General features: G+C 57.5%; 18 protein-coding genes and 1 pseudogene. 5 read left to right on the top strand and 14 right to left on the bottom strand.

Features of this window, described 5'->3' with window-relative positions; translation table 11 throughout:
* Positions 1 to 78: 78 nt before the first annotated feature.
* From M2331_RS09395 to M2331_RS09355, 9 genes and pseudogenes are all read right to left on the bottom strand, one after another.
* The gene (locus M2331_RS09395) at positions 79 to 1,119 is read right to left on the bottom strand and encodes a class I SAM-dependent methyltransferase (RefSeq protein WP_181560038.1); all 1,041 of its coding nucleotides are present in this window, start codon (positions 1,117 to 1,119) and stop codon (positions 79 to 81) included.
* A gap of 134 nt (positions 1,120 to 1,253) precedes the next feature.
* Positions 1,254 to 1,535, bottom strand: a pseudogene (locus M2331_RS09390) (class I SAM-dependent methyltransferase); the annotation flags it as partial.
* Between the two features lie 15 nt (positions 1,536 to 1,550).
* Positions 1,551 to 1,919 (bottom strand): hypothetical protein, encoded by a 369-nt coding sequence (locus M2331_RS09385; RefSeq protein ID WP_184117256.1) that lies wholly within the window; start codon positions 1,917 to 1,919, stop codon positions 1,551 to 1,553.
* A gap of 85 nt (positions 1,920 to 2,004) precedes the next feature.
* Positions 2,005 to 2,919: a GDP-mannose 4,6-dehydratase gene (locus M2331_RS09380; RefSeq protein WP_181560035.1), complete on the bottom strand. Its 915-nt coding sequence runs from the start codon at positions 2,917 to 2,919 to the stop codon at positions 2,005 to 2,007.
* Positions 2,920 to 2,957: 38 nt separating this feature from the next.
* Entirely contained in the window at positions 2,958 to 3,989 is a 1,032-nt protein-coding gene (gene gmd / locus M2331_RS09375; RefSeq protein WP_181560034.1) for a GDP-mannose 4,6-dehydratase, read from the bottom strand.
* A 19-nt stretch (positions 3,990 to 4,008) separates the two neighbouring features.
* On the bottom strand, positions 4,009 to 5,703 hold the full coding sequence (locus tag M2331_RS09370) for a glycosyltransferase family 4 protein (protein ID WP_181560033.1): 1,695 nt from the start codon (positions 5,701 to 5,703) through the stop codon (positions 4,009 to 4,011).
* Positions 5,704 to 5,738: 35 nt separating this feature from the next.
* Entirely contained in the window at positions 5,739 to 7,400 is a 1,662-nt protein-coding gene (locus M2331_RS09365) for a glycosyltransferase family 4 protein (RefSeq protein ID WP_184117254.1), read from the bottom strand.
* A 35-nt stretch (positions 7,401 to 7,435) separates the two neighbouring features.
* Positions 7,436 to 8,632, bottom strand: coding sequence for a glycosyltransferase (locus M2331_RS09360; RefSeq protein ID WP_181560031.1), 1,197 nt, complete (start codon positions 8,630 to 8,632; stop codon positions 7,436 to 7,438).
* A gap of 23 nt (positions 8,633 to 8,655) precedes the next feature.
* The gene (locus M2331_RS09355) at positions 8,656 to 9,054 is read right to left on the bottom strand and encodes a DUF4214 domain-containing protein (protein ID WP_181560030.1); all 399 of its coding nucleotides are present in this window, start codon (positions 9,052 to 9,054) and stop codon (positions 8,656 to 8,658) included.
* Between the two features lie 179 nt (positions 9,055 to 9,233).
* On the opposite strand from M2331_RS09355, the gene M2331_RS09350 reads away from it, so the two are divergent.
* From M2331_RS09350 to M2331_RS09330, 5 genes are all read left to right on the top strand, one after another.
* Positions 9,234 to 10,199, top strand: a complete 966-nt coding sequence (locus M2331_RS09350; RefSeq protein WP_181560029.1) for an FkbM family methyltransferase — start codon at positions 9,234 to 9,236, stop codon at positions 10,197 to 10,199.
* Between the two features lie 35 nt (positions 10,200 to 10,234).
* A complete protein-coding gene (locus tag M2331_RS09345; protein ID WP_181560028.1) occupies positions 10,235 to 10,936 on the top strand; it encodes a methyltransferase in 702 nt (233 codons plus the stop codon).
* A 47-nt stretch (positions 10,937 to 10,983) separates the two neighbouring features.
* Positions 10,984 to 12,087: a glycosyltransferase family 4 protein gene (locus M2331_RS09340; protein ID WP_181560027.1), complete on the top strand. Its 1,104-nt coding sequence runs from the start codon at positions 10,984 to 10,986 to the stop codon at positions 12,085 to 12,087.
* A 151-nt stretch (positions 12,088 to 12,238) separates the two neighbouring features.
* Positions 12,239 to 13,306 carry a polysaccharide biosynthesis/export family protein gene (locus tag M2331_RS09335; RefSeq protein WP_264592350.1) on the top strand — a complete coding sequence of 356 codons (1,068 nt, stop codon included), beginning with the start codon at positions 12,239 to 12,241 and terminating at the stop codon, positions 13,304 to 13,306.
* Between the two features lie 16 nt (positions 13,307 to 13,322).
* Positions 13,323 to 14,534: a glycosyltransferase family 4 protein gene (locus M2331_RS09330; protein WP_181560025.1), complete on the top strand. Its 1,212-nt coding sequence runs from the start codon at positions 13,323 to 13,325 to the stop codon at positions 14,532 to 14,534.
* Here the strand turns inward: M2331_RS09330 and M2331_RS09325 are convergent.
* From M2331_RS09325 to M2331_RS09305, 5 genes are all read right to left on the bottom strand, one after another.
* Positions 14,525 to 15,775 (bottom strand): capsule biosynthesis protein, encoded by a 1,251-nt coding sequence (locus tag M2331_RS09325; RefSeq protein WP_181560024.1) that lies wholly within the window; start codon positions 15,773 to 15,775, stop codon positions 14,525 to 14,527. The genes M2331_RS09330 and M2331_RS09325 overlap by 10 nt on opposite strands.
* Entirely contained in the window at positions 15,772 to 17,295 is a 1,524-nt protein-coding gene (locus tag M2331_RS09320; RefSeq protein ID WP_181560023.1) for a hypothetical protein, read from the bottom strand. Before M2331_RS09320 ends, M2331_RS09325 begins: the two co-directional genes overlap by 4 nt.
* The gene (locus M2331_RS09315; protein ID WP_264592349.1) at positions 17,292 to 18,140 is read right to left on the bottom strand and encodes an alpha/beta hydrolase; all 849 of its coding nucleotides are present in this window, start codon (positions 18,138 to 18,140) and stop codon (positions 17,292 to 17,294) included. The genes M2331_RS09320 and M2331_RS09315 overlap by 4 nt, the downstream gene beginning before the upstream one ends.
* A 51-nt stretch (positions 18,141 to 18,191) precedes the next feature.
* The gene (locus M2331_RS09310; protein WP_181560021.1) at positions 18,192 to 19,016 is read right to left on the bottom strand and encodes a 3-deoxy-manno-octulosonate cytidylyltransferase; all 825 of its coding nucleotides are present in this window, start codon (positions 19,014 to 19,016) and stop codon (positions 18,192 to 18,194) included.
* Between the two features lie 102 nt (positions 19,017 to 19,118).
* Positions 19,119 to 19,955, bottom strand: coding sequence for a KpsF/GutQ family sugar-phosphate isomerase (locus M2331_RS09305; protein WP_319801501.1), 837 nt, complete (start codon positions 19,953 to 19,955; stop codon positions 19,119 to 19,121).
* Positions 19,956 to 20,027: the final 72 nt, after the last annotated feature.

The following is a 20,027-nucleotide window of genomic DNA, read 5'->3' as shown; positions in this document are numbered from 1 at the left end:
GGGATCGTCTCCAAGCATAAAGCTATATTTGCATTGTTCAGGGCGTAAAGGGATTTTCCTTCACGCCCTTATGCGAATTTAGCGCACTAGAACGCCATACAAAACTGCTTGCTGCGCATGACTGAGTGGGTTCTTCCCTACACTCCGGATTTGAATTTCGTTGGCACGATCATCATTTGCAATGCGAATTGGTTGCGCGTAAGAAAACCAGGAATAGAGATCTTCCACAATTCGCTTGTTCGACCAAGTGGCTTCTATAATTGCTGACCAGTCATGCCTATTGAAGATTGGAAGAATCTCTTTCGAATTAGACGGCACGTTAATTTCGATAGTCCAATCAACACCATCCAAAATTACATGATCTAACTTCTCAATGATTGAGCCCGAATACCGAATACGGCCATCCGTATAAGGGAAAAATTCAAACGAATCCTTGGTGTAATCGTCGGGATTTAAGCGGGGCTTGCTCGGGGCCGAAACTTTTTGGGCTGCAATGAAATAGTCATGCCCATATTCAGGATATTCGCAGCCTATTTGAGCGACTCGAATCCGAAAACCCGCATCCGCGATGATGCTCAACCACTCTTGCGGCCCGAAGAAATAGGGGTGTTCGGGATTTGACTCCCACCCAAAGGGGACAGCCATGAGCAAATTGCCGCCGTCGAGAAGTACGCGATTAACCTCGGAAAAAGTCCGATTTAGATTGATACTGTGTTCCAAGCAATGTGATGAAAATATAGCCTCGAAGCTCGAATCTGCAAATGCAAGCTGATCATTATATCCATGCCCGAAGGAGGCGTTCGGCAGACCTTGGGCTTCTGCCGCCGCTCGTGAGCCGTCAACGCAGCTAGGATCTACATCTAAATATGAATAGCGGAATGCGCGTTCTTTAAAAAATTCGATGAGGAGCGGGTATAAATTGCCTCCCCCGATATCAAGTACGCGACTGCCATTTTCAATGAATCTGGCTGCCTCTTTCCATCTGTCCAAATATGCATGATGCCGTGTTGCGATATAGGCCTCAACATCGCCATGCGTGGCCTTAACGTTCTCATACCATCTGGCAGTCATTTCTGCCTGACGTGTCCCAAACTCATCGCGGGCGACATCTACGGGCATTTGTTGTTCCTTTTCGATTTCTAGATCGACACACTGACCACGACGGTAGCCGTCGCGGATTGTCTGAACAAGATTTTTGGAAGGATCGTATCTCGGTTTATACTCGTACTCGGGGGGGGGGGCTATATTCTCAGCTATATGACCTTAACCGCAAGATCGCAGAACATTTGAGGGTTCAGACCGAGGCCGATTACTTTCATTCGACCCGTGTCCACGATCAATTCGTTTGCGGCCTGCACTACTCCATATGGCGTACCGTATAGTTGATCCATCATAGTGTAGTCATTAAAAATCATATACCCACCAGATTTAATCTTATCGAGGCCCGCCAGTGCGTCATTTTTTACATTTTCGTAGTCATGTCCGGCGTCAATATAAACAATATCGTAGTCTCTATCAATCAATTTATTGGTGGCTTCCGAGCTGTAGCCTTATTCTATAATTAGTTCGCCATAAAAATAAGATTGAATCTTCGATTTAAAATACTCTATTTGAGTTTTATTATCAAATAGCTCTTTTGTTGGCATTCCCCATATTGTTTCTGAGGTATGCAGATCAAACAAATCAACTGCGGCGAATCGAGAGGGGGTGAAGGTGTCTATTAGAAATTTAGAAAAATCTCCCAATGCAACACCAATTTCTAATATATTTGGATTAAAAATTTCATCAATATCTTGAAGTTTCTTGATATGTTTCAGTAGTTCATATCGATCTGCGAATAGCATTGCGCCATCCGTATGTATCGGTTGAAGTGGTTTGACGTTTGTTTGTTCAATTGACATTGATGATTTTTCCATCATTTTCTCTAGCGAGAAGTGGGTTGAAAAATTCAATTGGCATTAGATGGAGGCTGGACGCGAAATACATAACAACTCTGACGGCTGGTTAAGCTGAGAGCATCCATTGCAGAGTCTCTTCGAGTTGGGGGTTAGGCAAGCTTGGTAGTAGCACATCGAGTTGAGCGCGACTGCCGCTCAATGTCCGGACTTCTTTCTGCCGCACAAAGGCGGGATTGACGCGCACTTCTATTTGGTGATCCGCCAAAGCCTGTGTGATGTCTAGCACTTGTCGCAGCGAGTAGGATCTTCCGGAACATATGTTCAACGTCCTACCTATCGCGGCGGGTTCCTCCAGAAGGCCTGCATAGGCTGCCACGACTGACCGGACATCCGAGAAATCTCGCTCGACGTCGAGATTGCCCAGCTCGATCACTGGCGCGCGCCGCCGGATGTGATCGACGATCTTGGGAATGAGGAAATGCTCGGCCTGTCCGACGCCCGTATAGTTGAAGGGGCGCACGGTAATGATCGGGAGGCGTTCGGCATAAAGTCGCCCGACATATTCCATGGCAAGTTTGCTGACTGCATAATCATTCGCTGGTTCGGGCGGGCTCTCCTCAGTCAAGATACCGCCGACACGGTTGCCATAAATGTTAGCGCTGCTCGCCAGGATGAGCGATCTTACTGGACAATTGGTGCGCGCGACTGCTTCGAGAAGATTGCGCGTGCCGATCACATTCGTGCGGTACATAGCCTCGACATCGCCATACGCCACGAATGACACCGCAGCCAGATGAACGATTCGATCAGGACGGACAGCATCAAGGACCTCCGCTATCGCGGACGGGTTGGCGAGGTCGCATTTGTGCCAATGAATGTCGTCGCTTTCATCGCCGTCGATCGATCGGCGCAACCCGTGAACAACATAGCCCCGCTTTTGAAGGAGGCGGGTGAGATGGGCCCCTGTGAAGCCGTCGGCTCCGGTAATTGCGACCTTTGTGGCCTGCTTTGTCGCTGTCATGATCTCGACCCGTCGTTTCGTTTACGCTCGTCCACACTTCAGAAGGAGAAACCCCGCTTGTTTCGCTGCAGGTCGGCTTCGACCATCATAGCGCACAATCGCTCCAATGTTGTTTCGGAGGTCCAGCCCAGTTCTTCGCGGGCCTTGGCGGGGTCGCCGATTAGTAAGTCGACTTCCGCCGGGCGATAAAAACGTGGATTGACGCGCATGACCGTGCGGCCACTGGCATCGATCGCGATCTCGTTTTCTGCCGTACCTTTGAAGGTGATGTCGATGTCTGCAGCCGCGAATGACATTTTCACGAAGTCACGCACCGTTACCGTTCGATTGGTGGCCAGAACATAAGTGTCCGGCATGTCGGCCTGCAGCATCTGCCACATGCCTTTCACGTACTCCTTGGCGAATCCCCAGTCGCGTTGCGCGTCGATGTTGCCGAGCTCCAGACAATCGAGCTGGCCGAGCGCAATCTTGGCGACGCTGTCTGTGATTTTGCGCGTGACGAACTCGCGGCCGCGCAGGGGGCTCTCATGATTGAAAAGGATACCGCTACACCCGAAAAGGCCGTAGCTTTCCCGATAGTTGATTGTCATCCAGTGCGCGTAAAGCTTCGCGATGCCGTAGGGACTGCGCGGATAGAAAGGCGTGTCCTCCTTTTGCGGTACGGCCTGCACCTTGCCGAACATTTCTGAAGTGCTGGCCTGATAGAACCGGATAGTCGGATTGACGATACGAATCGCTTCCAGAAGATTTACGCAACCAAGGCCGGTAATCTCGCAGGTGGTGATGGGCTGATCAAAAGACACGCCGACGAAGCTTTGCGCAGCAAGATTATAGATTTCGGTTGCCTGGGACTGTTCAAGCAGGCGAACGGTGGACGAGAGATCCGTGAGATCATACTCGACTAGTCGCAGATTGTGGTGCGTGGTGATGCCTAGTTCATCCATGCGCCAGAAGTTGACCGAGCTGGAGCGACGGTAAGTGCCGAAGACGATATAATTTTCCTCGAGCAGAAGCTGCGCGAGATAAGCTCCGTCTTGGCCTGTGATGCCGGTGACAATGGCGGTTTTCACTATTTTCTGATCCTGTTAATTATGGCTGAGCGACAATATTCGAAGCGGCAGCAATTATCTGTATTTTTTTGATGGCGATGAGGAGATTTGCGGGGATATTGGAGAGGATTTCATAGTCGGAGACGGGTTTGTCGAGGCTGAGCGGGATGGTGAGCCGACTATTGAGCGACTCTGTCTCGTCGAAACTCACGTCGAGGGCGGTATGTTCGACCTTGCCGAGATCGGAGCATATAGCGAAGCGGACGGTCCCCTTGCTACCGGCGGGTTTGTCGACGTCGATGTGGATATCATAGCCGCCGGCAGGCAGGGCATGATGAGGGCCATATGTCAGGATGCCGGGTTGGCCGGTCGCGTGCATCTGCTCGGCGTAGGGCTGACCCGCCTGCGTGCGCAAGTCATAGCCGGGATAAAGGGTGATTAAGGGGGCAGGGCGCTCGCGCAGGCGATCGAGCGCAGTTTTGACGACCTGTGCGGTGTCGTTCCATGTGCGAGGGATATAACGAGACCTGACAGCGGCTTCCCGGGCTTTGACCCCCTCAGGATTGCCGATGAGGGCAAGGATCTCGTCTGCCCAGGCATGGGGATTCCAAGGGTCGAGATAGGTAACGAGATCGCCGCCGACCTCTGGGATGGAGCCCTGATCGGAGGCGATGACGGCCTTGCCGCAGGAGAGGGCCTCACCGATGGGCAGGCCCCAGCCTTCATAGAGGGATGGGAAGGCGCAGACATAAGCCTTCTCGTAGAGCTGACCCAACTCCCGGTCGGTGACGTGATGAAGCTGTACGATCAGGCCATTGGTCAGGGGATCGAGCTCGATATCCTTGAGCAGATCACCGACCCCCCAGCCGGGCATGCCGACGAAGACGAGCTTGGGAAGCTTGTGGGCGTGACCGGCGCGGGCCAGTAGATGATAAGCACGATAGAGTATCTCGTGGTTCTTGCGGCGCTCGATGGTCGAGACGAAGAGGATGAAGGGCTCCTCGATAACGCGCGCCACCTCGGGTGATAGGGGCTCTGACGCATCCCCCGCTGCGTCGGCCAGCATAGGGACATTGTCGCCGAGCGGAATGACCACGGTCTCAACCTCTGGAGCACCAATCCGCCGAACAAGATCAACATAATCGTCCCTAGAACGACGCGAAATGCAAAGGAGGAGGGAAGCAGACCAAGAAACTTTAGTGAAATAATCGAGGAAGATTTCGCCAACATGGCCGACGCAATAGTGCGGGAAAAGAATAGGGATCAAATCATAGCAGCAGCATATGATCTGGACCCCCATGGTTTCCTTGAGAATTCCGAACGTATCGACATAAGGATGATCCCAATCGAGACCGACCGAAACAAGTATGTCGCCAGGCATAATCTCATTCGCTCGTCGTACGACGGGCGGCGATGGTTCCACCGAGGGGGGGGATGAGGCAATGATGTCGCCGGCATTTTTTTCGCGACGCCACGGAAGCCATTTTACTGGTTCGAGGACCGGATCGAAGACAGGCCTTCTCAATTGAACGGGCGGCATCGCGGTTTCAACAGCGGGCCGTATGACCGGCTCACTAGGCGCATTCGGATCATATGGAATGAATGCGCCACCCTTAAATATGCAACGGCCGAAATCTTCGCCATAGAGACGTTCCAATCCTTCGCAAAGTTCGCGCTCGACGCGGATGATGCCCACGGCTGCTCGGTGCCAATTGGCACTGCTTGTGACGTTCATCCATACCTTGGGGCGTCGATATGCTAACGGCTGCGTCACGATATGCCGGGAATTATCTGTATTTTTTTGATAGCGATGAGGAGATTTGCGGGGATATTGGAGAGGATTTCATAGTCGGAGACGGGTTTGTCGAGCGTGAGGGCGATGGTGATGCGGCTACTGACCTGTGCAGACTCGTCGAAGACGGCGTCGAGTGTTGCGTGTTCGATCTTGCCGAGGTCGGAGCATATAGCGAAGCGGACGGTCCCCTTGCTACCGGCGGGTTTGTCGACGTCGATGTGGATATCATAGCCGCCGGCAGGCAGGGCATGATGAGGGCCATATGTCAGGATGCCGGGTTGGCCGGTCGCGTGCATCTGCTCGGCGTAGGGCTGACCCGCCTGCGTGCGCAAGTCATAGCCGGGATAAAGGGTGATTAAGGGGGCAGGGCGCTCGCGCAGGCGATCGAGCGCAGTTTTGACGACCTGTGCGGTGTCGTTCCATGTGCGAGGGATATAACGAGACCTGACAGCGGCTTCCCGGGCTTTGACCCCCTCAGGATTGCCGATGAGGGCAAGGATCTCGTCTGCCCAGGCATGGGGATTCCAAGGGTCGAGATAGGTAACGAGATCGCCGCCGACCTCTGGGATGGAGCCCTGATCGGAGGCGATGACGGCCTTGCCGCAGGAGAGGGCCTCACCGATGGGCAGGCCCCAGCCTTCATAGAGGGATGGGAAGGCGCAGACATAAGCCTTCTCGTAGAGCTGACCCAACTCCCGGTCGGTGACGTGATGAAGCTGTACGATCAGGCCATTGGTCAGGGGATCGAGCTCGATATCCTTGAGCAGATCACCGACCCCCCAGCCGGGCATGCCGACGAAGACGAGCTTGGGAAGCTTGTGGGCGTGACCGGCGCGGGCCAGTAGATGATAAGCACGATAGAGTATCTCGTGGTTCTTGCGGCGCTCGATGGTCGAGACGAAGAGGATGAAGGGCTCCTCGATAACGCGCGCCACCTCGGGTGATAGGGGCTCTGACGCATCCCCCGCTGCGTCGGCCAGCATAGGGACATTGTCGCCGAGCGGAATGACCACGGTCTCAACCTCTGGAGCACCAATCCGCCGAACAAGATCAACATAATCGTCCCTAGAACGACGCGAAATGCAAAGGACAGTCGAAGAGAGCCAGGACAGCTTGGTGAAATAGTCCTTGAACTGCGGTGAAACATCGCCGGCGCAATAGTGGGGAAATATGACAGGGATCAGATCGTAGCAGCATGTTACGACCTCGACCCCCATCGAGGTTTTGAGATCCTGGAGATGGTCCAGATAACTGTGATTCCAGTCGAGACCGACGGTCAGCAGGATATCGCCGTACTGAATGCCCTGTCGCGCCGTACGTGACTTGGTCGGCGGCGGAGGGATGTCGGTGGGCGGCTCCGAAGGTGCCGAATGGGCGCGCGGAGCGTCCTCGAGGATCGGGTCAAGCGTAGTCGTGCTGGGGAAGAGCTTGGCCGGTGCCGCCGCGGGACTGGATGGCGTTATGGGCGGATGAGAAATGAGTGCTTCATCGTAAGGGACAAAGCATCCCTCATGCAAAATGCACAGTTGAAATTCCAAATCCGGATAAAGGCGTGACAGCTCGCGGCATAGTTCGCGCTCGACGCGGACGATGCCGACTGCCGGCCTTTTCCAAGTCGCGCTGGTGGTCACGTTCATCCAGATATCGCGCTTTTGAGAGCCCGTTGAACGGTTCACGCCGCGGGTCCCATTGCTGTTATCGCATTGGCCAGATCTGACAAGGTATTCGGCCAGAGCACGCTGCTCCTGTCTGCCCGTTCGTCAGGATGCAGTGCGAGATTCGGTTTCATAAATACCTCGCGGATCGCATTGCAGAACGCGGGGCCGCCGTCGGCGACAGTGATGCCACGCGCGCCGATGAAGCGTTCGAACCCGCGCATGGCAATCGTTGTTCCCACGACGTGCTGGCCTGCCCAGATCGCCTCTGCTGCCTTGAGGTTCGTGCCCCCCCCGGACGTCAAGGGCAGGATGATCATATGCGCCGTCGCAAGTAAGCCGCGAAGCACCTCCTCACTGACTTCGCCAGCATCGATATATTGGCGCGCGAGACTGCCGGCTCGGTGCAGGCGCTGGTCGCGTCCAATGAAGACGCCGGCACCGCCGGCCGTGACGAGACGCGTAGGCGGAGGAAAACAACCTGCGCCAGCGCCAAACAGGTCGAAAAAACCTTCGATGTTAGGCGGATGCGCACTGGCACAATAGAGGGCGAATTTTCGGCCTTCCGTGATCGTACTTGCAGCGGCGATATCGTCCAACGTCGTCTGTCGGTCGATTACACCATTGGCTGCGAGGATCGGAGGGCTAGGCGCGTAGTCCTTCGACCAATCGATATCGCCTTGGGATACGCAAAATGTCTGTGCTGCATGCTTGAGCGCATGAAGTTCGCAAGCGAGAACCTTATCACGCCCGTCGGCCGCGATCTTTTCGCTCTTATAGCGGCGGAGAATGTCGAATTTGAGCCGATGTTCGACATTCTCAGACCCGTAGAGGAGGATGGCCCGGCCATTGCAACGGGACCTATTAAAACGTTCTGCGAACCGAAACATCCAGGGCTGTTCGACGAAAATCGCGTCGGGTACGATACCGATCTTGTCAGCGAGCGCCTGGAACTGGGGGCCCTCCACACCAAACAACTCGCCAAGGCCCCAATCATCCATGAAGGGATTGTCATCCGTGACGGGGGCCATCGTCTTTTCGCCGGGAAAATCAATGAAATATTGCGATGGCGGATAGGATGCGCTGCCCGCGACACCGGCTGACCGGATGTCGTGGCCGGCGGCACGCAGCGCCGCTACAATGTTCGCTAGTCGGTGCTGGCCGCCGTGACGCGGTGCATCGACAGGATATGTGCTGAGGCACACGATTTTCACATCACACTCCCCGCATGGTTCGCTTACAAATCGCCAATCTTGTTCGACAGGCGATAGAGATGATTTTCGAGTGCACGCAAATCTCGCCGCACTGCATCGACCTGCCGGAGGAAAGCGATCATCTGCGCCAGTTTGCCGATGACGGGAATGGCATAAAGCTTCCTTCGCCGACGAAATCTACTCATGCCGATGAGCTGCACACCCTGTTCCCGGGCCTCCGCCGACCGGAAGATGCTGTCCAGAATCTGATAACGGCTGTCGCCGGCGCGGATCGCGGCAACATAGTGGGATCCGCCAGTAGGATCAGGAGGGCGCTTGAGCAGTTTGTGGTAGACCTGATCCACGAACTCCGCGTCATAAAACGCAAAGAAATAAGACGCGTGTACGATATTCTCGTCCGCCGGAGCACCTGACTGGAGCAAGACAATATCTCCCTTTTTCTGGGCGTTCCGATACCCTGCAGTTTGTCCCTATCCCGCCAATGCTGGAAGGGCAATGCGACAATTGGCCGCTTGCGCGGTGCTGCCAAGAGGGGGGTGGACCACGACGGCGGGCCTCTATAGTTGGTGTCTCAGCGAACTGATGTGAGAGACATTAAACCATGAATCTGGGGCCCGATCTTGCCGATTCCGACTTGTCCCGTGCCCACGCCGCCTGCAGCGCGCGCGCGATTCTTGGAGAAGATTTTTTCGGTGGTTGGGAGCAGTCCGACATAGAACTGTTTTTGCGGCACGGGAGAAGCGAGTCGCCTGCCCCTGGGAAGATCACGGATTTTTTTGGCATTCGCACCAATTCGTCATTTCATCCTTGGGCGACGCATTTTGATGGTGTGGTCATTCGATCCGTGCCTTTGCCCGACGACTCCTTGAGGGCAGAAGCGATCGAATATTTCGCGACGCTGGACAGTCTCGAGGCTGCACCCGTCGATAGTTTCAAAGTGGCCGAATTGGGAGCGTCTTATGGACCCTGGATCTGTTTCTGCGCGGTGATGGCGGAGCGAACGGGAAGGGGGAGGGGACGTTTCGTGGCCGTGGAGGCGAGTGATTATCTTTACAATCTCATTCCGCACCATCTTGCAGAGAACGGCATCGAACCCACGGCTGGCGACTTTACTTTCGTCAAAGGAGCAATCGCTGCCGAACGCGGCACGCTCTATTTTCCGCGGGTCAGTAATCCGATGGAGAATGGCGGGCAGGCGAAGGGTGATGATGGTGAAGTCGATTATCTCGGGCGTCAGGTCGAGCATGATTGCGTCGAGGCCTATCCATTAGCTGAAGTACTTGGTGCGGATATATGGGATTTGGTGCATATCGATATTCAAGGCGCCGAATATGATGTGCTGTCGGCCGGGATAGACATCCTCGATACGCATGTGCGCGCCATTTTTGTTGGTACGCACTCGCGCAAGATCGAGGGGCAGTTACTTGAGTTGTTCGATGGTAGAGGATGGGTTCTCCGCCGTGAGCGCCCGACCAGGTTTAACTACTGCCCGGACCGACGGAGCATTGTCAGTTGGGCCACCAGAGATGGGGGGCAATATTGGATCAATCCGAAGCTCAGAGGCTAAGGCAAGTAATTTCTGAGTTTCAGGAGGATTGATGGATGCTCGATCTATCGCTTACGAAAATCAACGTTGGATGCGGTTACGATAAGCGCTTAGGCCATTTAAATGTGGACATGGATCCTGCTTGCGATCCTGATTTTCTTGTGGTCGATAATGGCTTTTCTGGGCTTCCACGGAAGCATTTCGACACTTTGGTTTCTTACGACGTTCTTGAGCATATCCAGAGGGCGGAAACGACTAACGCACTTCTGGAATGGGCCGATTTATTATCGGCTGGCGGCGTGCTCGACCTTGAAACGTCTAACGTCGTTGCGATTGCGGAGATGATCAAATCAGTTCGCGTCTATGAGCGTCATTCAACCTATACGACTTTCATGTACGGTAACCAGGCTCACCCTGGAGATTTTCATCATACCGGCTTTACAGACATCACGCTTCGTGTTCACGTGACGGCCGCCGGTTTTGAAATCGAGGAGTTTTCGCAACGCGATACGTGGCTGTACTGTTTGAAGGCGCGCAAGGTTCTCGATTGGACGGCGCTATTAGACCAAGCTGATCTTTCAAACGAAGAGTTTGTTTTCAGGGCATACGCTGACGCGCTCGATCGCACGCCCGAAGAGCCTTTCTTGTCAGCCAATATCGCAATGCTCGACCATACGGCGGATCGGAGAGGCTTTCTAAAAATGCTTTGGGGGTCTGAGGAGCGGCGCTTGCGTATCGCTCAGCGGTTAGGGTTCTGATCGAATATTGCATGCGAGTGGCTGCGTAAAATGTTTGAGAGATTTGCATGCGCGTCGGATTGACGGTTGATTCGCTCGCGTCCACGCTCACCGGAATTGGTCGATATACGTGGGAGCTTTGCCAAGGGCTGTCGACGTATCCTGAAGTTGAAGACCTTGGATTCTTTCGCTTCAACGAATGGATATCCGATCCGGCCAGCTTTCTCGATACCCATCGGAGCAGGCGCCCGTACCGGCCGAAATGGTTGAAGCGTTGGCTGATGCAGCGCGGATTTGAAGATCGTCTAGTCCACGGCACCAACTATTTTCTGCCGGATTCGGTCGAAAAGGGCGTGATCACCGTGCATGATATGTCGATCTATCTCCACGAAGCGACGCACCCTCCAGAGCGGATTGCGGCGTTCGAGAAAGGTTTTGCTAGTTCGCTTGCACGTGCAGCACATATAATCACCGATTCAGAAACGGTGCGGCAAGAGTTGTTGCAGCATCAGCATTCACTATCAGCGGATCAGGTAACAGCGATTCATCTTGGCGTCTCGCCAAGATACACGCCGTGGACGCGAGCACATTACGAACCCGTGATCGACCGAATGTTGGGGCAGACCAGTCCCTACATATTGTGTGTTGCCACTTTTGAGCCGCGCAAACGCATCGAGCAGGCAATTCTCGCTCATGCTCAGCTTAGTGAAGGCTACCCGGTGCCGCCTCTAGTACTCGTCGGCGCGCGAGGATGGGCTAATGATGCATTGCACCGACTGGTTGAGCGCCAGATGCAGCGGGGCGCCGTCATCATGTTAGGACAGGTCGCTGAAGAAGATTTGCCTTTCATCTATGCGGGCGCGCGCCTTTTTATCTATCCTTCGATCTATGAAGGGTTTGGTCTGCCCCCGATCGAAGCCATGGCCAGCGGTGTGCCGACGATCGTCTCCGACCGATCATGCCTGCCCGAAGTCACAAAGGGCGCCGCCATGATGTGCGATCCGGATGATCTCGATGCCTTTACGGAGGCGATCCGGCGAGGATTGGAGGATGACAATTGGCGCGATATTTCTATAGATCGCGGACGACAGGTGGCGGCCGGCTATACTTGGGAAAAATGTGTTGAAAATACAGTCAATGTCTATCGCAAAGTCTGGGCTGACGGCGGTTGAAGGACCGGCACGACTGAGGCTGAGTTCCGTTCAGCGGTGTTGGTTTCGACATGGCCTGCTATGTGCTTTGGCAATAGGCGTGTCGAGCTGCGCGGTTTTGCCGAGCGCTGGGCCCTCGATCAGGGCCGTTCATGGTGCTGAGTCAGAACAGGTGGTCGAAGGCAAGGTCCAGATCGTGGACGTAAATGATGCGGTCACGGGGCATCTCGTCAATGCGTATCGCGCGCCCGCTTTCGCCCAGGTTTTCGGCGATACGCCTATCCCCGGTACCTTGATCGGTCGGGGTGATGCGCTTGAAATCACGATCTGGGAAGCGCCGCCGGCCGTGCTGTTCGGAACGTCGACGCTCGGTACGCCTGGAATTCCGTCTGCCGCTGTGGCCTCAATCACATCGCGACAGAACGGGTTACCTTTGCAGGTCGTTGATGCCGCTGGTCTGATCGACGTGCCATTTGCGGGTCGCGTCATGGCGGCGGACCGCGCACCCCAGGACGTCGCGCACGATATTCGCTCGCGCTTGGCGAAAAAGGCTCATGATCCGCAGGTCGTTGTTCGAATCGCAAACAATGCTGCTGCCAATGTCACCGTCGTCGGCGATGTTGTGGCTAGCACAAGGATGCCCCTGACACCCAAGGGTGAGCGACTTCTAGATGCGCTGGCTAGCGCTGGAGGTGTTCGTCAGCCCGTTGGCAAGATGACTATTCAGATTACGCGTGGTGGCCTTGTCGAGGGAATGCCGCTGGAGACAGTTATCAAGGATCCTCTGCAGAACGTGCGGCTCAAGTCTGATGACATCGTCACCCTGCTGTTCCAGCCTTACAGTTTCACGGTATTAGGCGCGGCGCGTGCTAATTCGGAAGTGCCGTTCGAAGGCACCGGATTGAGCCTTTCACAGGCCCTAGGACGCATGGGGGGCCTTGATGACCAGCGTGCAAATCCGCGTGGCGTGTTTATCTTCCGCTTTGAAAAGGCGAGAGCCTTTCCTCTCGCAGCGGGCAAGCCGCTTCCGGGCGTAACATCGGATGGCAAAGTGCCCGTCATCTACCGGGTCGATATGCGTGATCCGAAGACATTATTCGTCGCACAGTCCTTTCCGATCAGGGATAAGGACGTCATTTACGTCTCCAATGCGCCGCTGGCTGATTTCTCGAAGTTCCTGCAGGCGGTTTCGCAGATTGTGTTCCCGATCGCCGTGATCCAGAACGCGAATATTTTCTGAACGATCGGGGCGACAGATGGGTGAAGTACCCCACAATGCCCTTCTTCTCGACGTCAGTCGTCTGATATGGCGGGCGCGAGAGGGCGGGCTGCCGACCGGCATCGACCGTACCTGCTTGGCTTATGTCGGCCATTATCGCGATCGATCCTGTGCGGTCGTTCAGCGAGGGCGGCTGACACAGGTCTTACCGCACGATTTTTCGCAGAAGCTGTTTGACATTCTGCTTTCCAGCGAACTCGGGCATGCGCGCCAGCAACTGACATCGCTTGCTTGGCACGGGGTTGGTCGAGCATTGGTTGGGCGCATCCGGCAGCAGGATATAGCGGGCCGTATTTATCTCAACGTCGGTCATACCGGTCTTGACAAACTCGGCCATGAAGCGTGGATCAGACAATCCGGCGTGAAGCCAGTTTATTTCGTGCATGACCTGATCCCGATCACACATCCGGAATATTGCCGGCCTAAAGAGCCTGAGAAGCATTTTCTTCGCATCACTGCATTGCTGCGCAATGGGGTCGGAATTATTGGGAATAGTCGCGACACACTGGACGAGGCGGCACTCTTCGCCGGTCGTCAGCAATCGCTACAAATGCCCCCAGCTGTTGTCGCGCCTCTGGGCGCTGATTGTGTTCTACCGCCGCCGTCGCTCGAGGGGGTACACTCGGTCGTTCCGCCACGCCCCTATTTCGTGATGGTCGGCACGATTGAGGGGCGGAAGAACCATCTTCTTATTCTCACACTCTGGGCCGAGCTGGCTCGGCGGCTGGGGAAGGCTTGTCCGCAGCTCGTGGTCATCGGCCAGCGCGGCTGGGAAAGTGAGCAGGCGGTCGATATGCTGGAGCGCTGTGTGGCGATCCGGGGGCATTTCATCGAGCTGTCGCGTTGCGACGACATCACATTGGGCGTCTACATGCGTGGCGCGCGAGCACTGCTCTTTCCGTCGTTTGTCGAAGGATATGGGCTGCCACTTATCGAGGCGCTGGCAAGCGGGACGCCGGTTATCGCCAGTGATCTCGGTGTGTTTCGTGAACTGGCGGGAGAAATTCCGGACTATCTTAGTCCGATCGACGGCCTTGGCTGGTCGCGGCTGATCGAGGAATTCGCGCAGCCAGACAGCGTACGGCGTGACGCGCAACTGAAGCGTCTCGCCGGCTGGCAGCCGCCGAGTTGGGAAGAGCATTTTGCGAAGGTCGATCGTTGGCTGGAGCAGTTCAACAGTCAGCCATAGGCGGAGACGAGCGTCGGCTCCCATTGCGCGATGCGCTCGCGGGCGAGGCGCTCCACGGACGACTCCACCAATATACTCGTCGCCGTCTCGCTCGCCAGGCCGCCATAGACAAGGCAGCGATCGTGCAACACGCGGCGGAAGGACTCGTAGACGTTCGCATCAGGCGCTTGCGGGCGCATCCAGAAGTCGTCGAGCCGACCCTGGTGGGTGATTTGCGGTATGTTGTAGATTGCCTTGCCCAGCGCCATGGTGGGGACGCCAGCGGCGAGGGCCAGCGTGGCTGAGGTGCTGTTGATCGTCACCATGCCGAGGGTGTCCGCCGTCAGCTCATCAAGCACGCCGCCTGCGATGTGGAGGATTCGATCTTCGATGCCGGCCTTGCGCGCCTGGCCCATGATGTGATTGCGCCAGCTCATGAAGCTGCAATCGAGCGGATGTTCCTTGATGAGCAAGCGGACATGCTTAGGCGCGCGGCGAGCGAAGCTGTAAAGCACGTAATCCAGCGCTTCCTTCATGTCCGCGAACGGCGAATGCTCGCGAATCTGGAAGTCAGTCGAGAGTTGCAGCGGGAAAAGGAAGTAGGGGGCCTCAGGCAGCCGCGCGAGGGTCTCCTCGGCGCGGCGAGCATCTGCCTTTTCCCGCCCGAATTTATAGAGCCAGCCAAAGCCCTCCATCATCAGGGACCCGGTCCGGTGCGACTGGTAGAAAGGATAGAGCGGCCGCCCGAACCAGGTGCGTGAGTAATAGCGCCAGGCATCGCGCGCGCGGCGGTTGAAGCTGGCGGTGATGACCGGGCGCTGCGGCAATGGGGGCAGGTTGCGAGCCGCTTGCAGATACCATTCCGGGTCTCGCGGCAGCGAGCTGTTGCCGTTCACTCCGCTCGGCTCCAGGGTCAGCCAGTCCGGACGAATGTAACCTTCTTCAAAGACATGCACGTCGATCTTGCGAAGCTGTGCCATGCGATGGGCCGCCATGTGCAGAGGGCGGCAATCGCCGAACAGAATGATGTCGGTGATGGCATTGTCGCTCAGGAAGCGATCAATGAACAAGGTCCACCGCTTGCGGCTTCCGCGATAATTGGTGGCCTCGCCGGGCCAATCGGCGAGATCGCCGCCATTCAGATTGATGCGGAAAATACCGCATTCGAGAGTGCGAAGTCGTTCGGCCAATTGCCAGAAGAAGGGCCCCGGCGGCCCCTGCAGGAACAGGAAGTTCCGATGCGCTATGGGCTGGAATTTCATCTGTTTCCCAACATGTGCGCGATGGCCCGTCTCGCCAAACCAACCAACTTTCTGATCGGCACTAGCGCAACATTTTGACGCTGAACACCAGAAATGAGACGCATGACAAGTATTTCTGCCGTGCATGGCAAATTGGTTACGGGGTCCAGATAACGCGGATATTGAATAAGCACATGGGCTGTTAACGCATCTAGCGTTAAGGCCTTGTTTCGACGCGGCAGGGATGGGCCGAGATCATTGGTGAGCCCCCAGCCCGCAAAGAAGGGCATGCCGTGCGTCGTCACCGGTGTCCCGTGCAACAGCGCTTCGAACCCGGCGAGGGAGGTGATGACATGCACCTCGTCCGCCATGGCGATCAATGCGCTGATCGGGCTGCCGGGGTCGATCTCGTTTGCCAGATCCAGAGCGATATTCGTCGGGATGGCGCCGCGCCGATGGCCCGCTTCAACATCGGGATGCGGTCGATAGACGATCCACGCATCCGGCGCGCCTGCGCGAACGCGGCGGAGCAGTTCAAGGTTGGACTGGACAGCCCCGCCGCCGAACTGGACGGACCGGTCGTCCTCGACCTGGCCGACCACGAGAAGATGACGCTTCTGCCCGCTCCGGCGCGGCAGAGTGGCTGCGCGGCCAATGCCATATTTGCTGACGCCTTCGCGCACCAGCCATTCGCGCAGACGGCGCGCGCGGGCAAGCATGTCGGGGGAGGGTGTGCCTTGCGCCAGCATCTCCTCCAGCCGGTTGGGGCGGGTGGGGTCGTAGTGGACGCCCAGATCATCGACGATGATGGAAAGCGGTGGCACGCAGTCGGCGCCGAGTCCGGCCGAGCGGATGAAGCCATCCTCCACTTCCATCACCGGCCAGGGACCCGCCTCGATCTCCGCCAGCAGGGCAGGGGGAATGCGCGCCTTCCACACCGCAATGGCATCGCCGGGCTTGAGATCGCGCAAGGCAGCGGGATGGGCAGGACGGAACGGGACGGCGCCGCCGGCCCAGAGCAAGGGGTCCACCGTATCGCGCTTCCAATGCGCGAAACCGAATGCCGCGGCGATCGGGCGGTTGGCGTCGATCAAGCGCCGCCAGTTCGCCAGCGTTTCGATCAAATCGAGCGCGCTGGTTGGCTCACCGGTGAACGGGTCTGCGTAGGTGGCGTTCTGCACCAAATGCTCCTCGACCAAAGCGGCGATGATAGCCTCAGTCTCGGGGGCGCCGGGCGCGCGGTCGGACAGCGCAGCGAATGCGCCTTCACCGTTAAGGCAAACGCGCTTGCCTGCGATAGCGCTGAGCAGCATCAGCGGATCGTCGGCGGACCCTGTCACGATTTCTTGTGCGATTGTCCAAGGATCGTCCGGCGCCCAGAACGGACCACCGACGCGATGTTGTCGCAGGGCCGCGAGGATTTGCTCCGCGGTTGCCGAGCGGACATGGCTCCCACCCCCCCCGGCGCTGAGGACGACCGGATAGGGTTTGCCGCCCGGGAAAGGAGGAACGGCGAAGATCGTCTGTGCGGCGAGCGTCATGGGCGATGCACTTTCTCCAGCCAGCCCGTCGGCGGCTTGGGCACGGCGGCGTGGGGATCGGCACGCATCGCTTCGATCACGCGGTTCAGCCAGGGCGACAGGAGGGTCATGTCGGGATTATGACGGGAGGCTACACCGGTGACCAGACTGGAGGGGCCAGAATAGGTCGCAAACAGCGTATCGGCGCTGGTCTTCGGAACGAGCCGGTCGAGATCGCCCTGCACGAACAAGATCGGGACCTTGATCGCCCTCAAGGTCTCCCGATTATCCCATCGATCCGGGATGAAGGCGCGGCTGATCTTCGGCGCGGCGGCGGCAATGCGAACGAAAACGCTCATGGCGATCACGCCAGCGACATCCGGGTCACGGGCGGCGGCATGGAGCGCCACCGAAGAGCCGAGCGAATGGCCGATCAACCAGACACGCGCGCCGGGCCCGGCCAGATCCCTCGCCTTTGCGATGAACGCGCTCGCATCCCTCAGCAGGCCGTCTTCGCTCGGTCGGCCCGAATTGGCGCCGAAGCCGCGGTAAGACGCAGCCAGAATCGCATTGCCTGCCCCGGCCAGATGCTGGGCTGCATTGGCGTTCATCTCCGCATTCCAGTTGCGCCCGTGGAACATGACGAAGATGTCCGGATCCCCCGGCGCGCCCGGCCAGTAATAGCCGGTGAGTGCGAGATGATCCTTCGTGGTGACGCTGATGGTCTGGGGTGGCGCGCCGACCCATTGGGTCACGGCGGCTTTGTTATGGGGAGAATAGAGGACGTCACGTGATAGAGACGCACAGCCCGGCGTCATCCCCAGCAACGCCAACAGCACCATGGTCTGCCGTGCGTGCCGGCCCATGCTATGGCGCAGCTTACCGGGACGATCCTCTGTCTGGCGCACGATACTCACCTAGGGCAAGGCGCGCGCGCTGAGAATCCCTTCGACCAGCGGAACGTCGCTGGGGTTGTTCACCTCTACGATGGGATAGCCTTGTTCCTCAAGCGTGACGACCGAGACCGGTATGCCCGCGACGAGGAAGCGCAACTGTTCGAGGCCCTCGACTGCCTCCAGCATCGTCGGCCCCAGCGCGACATAGCGCTCTAGCGCGGCGCGGCGATAGGCATAGAGGCCAAGATGGAGCAGCACAGGCATGTCCTCGTTCGGCATGCGGCCTTCTGGGAGATAGGGGAGGATGCGCTTAGAGAAATACAGCGCTTCTGAACGACCGTTGACCACGACGGTGGTGCCACCCACGCGGCCCTGCGCGGCATCCTCGGCAAGGTGGCGATAGGTTTCGTCTGAACACCGCACCGCCACGGTCGCGACCTGCACCTCCGGATTAGCGCGCATATGATCGATCAGGGCAGCGACGAAAGTGGGCGGGGTGAGCAGCGCATCGCCCTGGAAATTGACGAGCAGCTGCGCATTGGGCAGCGCGTCGAGGCAGGCCGCCACCCGCTCGGTGCCATTTCCGCAGCTTTCCGGCGTCATCAGCCACTGGCCGCCAAAGCCATCGACTTCGTCGGTGATCCGCCTGTCGTCCGTAGCGACGACGACAGCTGCGTCTCGCGAGACGGCAAGCGCGCCGTCATGGCTCCACCCGATGAGCGTCTTCGTGATGCCATCAGGGCCCATGATGGGCGCCAGCGGTTTGCCGGGATAACGGCTGGATCCATAGCGTGTCGGGATAATGATGACGGTCCCGGCGTCAGCCAGGGCAGGGCGCTCACTCATGCGGCTTCCCGTCGTCTAATGTTGGGCGGAATGCAAGCCGGGTTCCATCGGCTTCGCGGTCAATCTGGGCGTGACGTTGACCGGCGATCATGGCGCACCCGCTCAGGGCGCGAGATCGTGAATATGCGCGATGCCCACGGGCTTTGCGCGGTCATCCTGCGCCGTGACGAACAGCACCGTGATCTTGGCATCGTTCATGAGGGTGAGAACTTCTTCCACCAGCGTGCCCACGGGCACAGTGATGGGGGCGCTGGTCATGATATCGGCCGCACGGGCGGTAAGCACATGGTCGAAGGCGCGGCGCAAATCGCCATCGGTGATGATGCCGACCAGGGAGCCATCATCGGACACGACGCCCGCCACGCCCTTGCCGCCGCTTGTCATCTCGAAAACCACGTCGCGCATCGGCGCGTCCCAGCGGACCAGGGGAAGCGGGTCGTTGACGTTGATCACTTCTTCGATCGGCGCGAGGCGCGAGCCGATGTCTCCGCCGGGATGCCATTGGGCAATATCGGTCCGCGTGAGGCCGCGACGTTCCATGGCAGCCATGGCCAGCGCGTCGCCAAGCGCCAGCATCATCGTGGTCGAGGTCGTTGGCGCAATCCGCACTGGACAGGCCTCTGGCGCGTTGGGCAGTTGCAGAACGATATCGGCTGCGACGCCCAGCGGCGAATGACGCCGCGAGACGATGCCGATAACTTGCACGCCCCGCCGCCCGGCATAAGTGAGCAGCGGGCGCAATTCGGGCGAAAAGCCGCTGTTGGAGAGAATGATCAGCACATCGCCCTGGCTCAGCATCCCCAAGTCGCCATGGGCTGCTTCTCCAGCGTGAAGAAAGAAGGAGGACGTGCCGGTCGCAGCAAAGGTTGCTGCGATCTTGCGGGCAATATGGCCGGACTTTCCGACGCCGGCGACGACGACACGGCCGGGCGTGTTCAAGATGACGTTGACGGCATCCGAAAAAGACTGATCGAGCGACGCGGCCAAGGCTGCGAGGCCAGCGGCCTCTTG

Source organism: Sphingobium sp. B10D7B, from assembly GCF_025961955.1.
Classification (GTDB): Bacteria; Pseudomonadota; Alphaproteobacteria; order Sphingomonadales; family Sphingomonadaceae; genus Sphingobium.
This window is presented reverse-complemented; position numbering and strand designations above follow the sequence as displayed.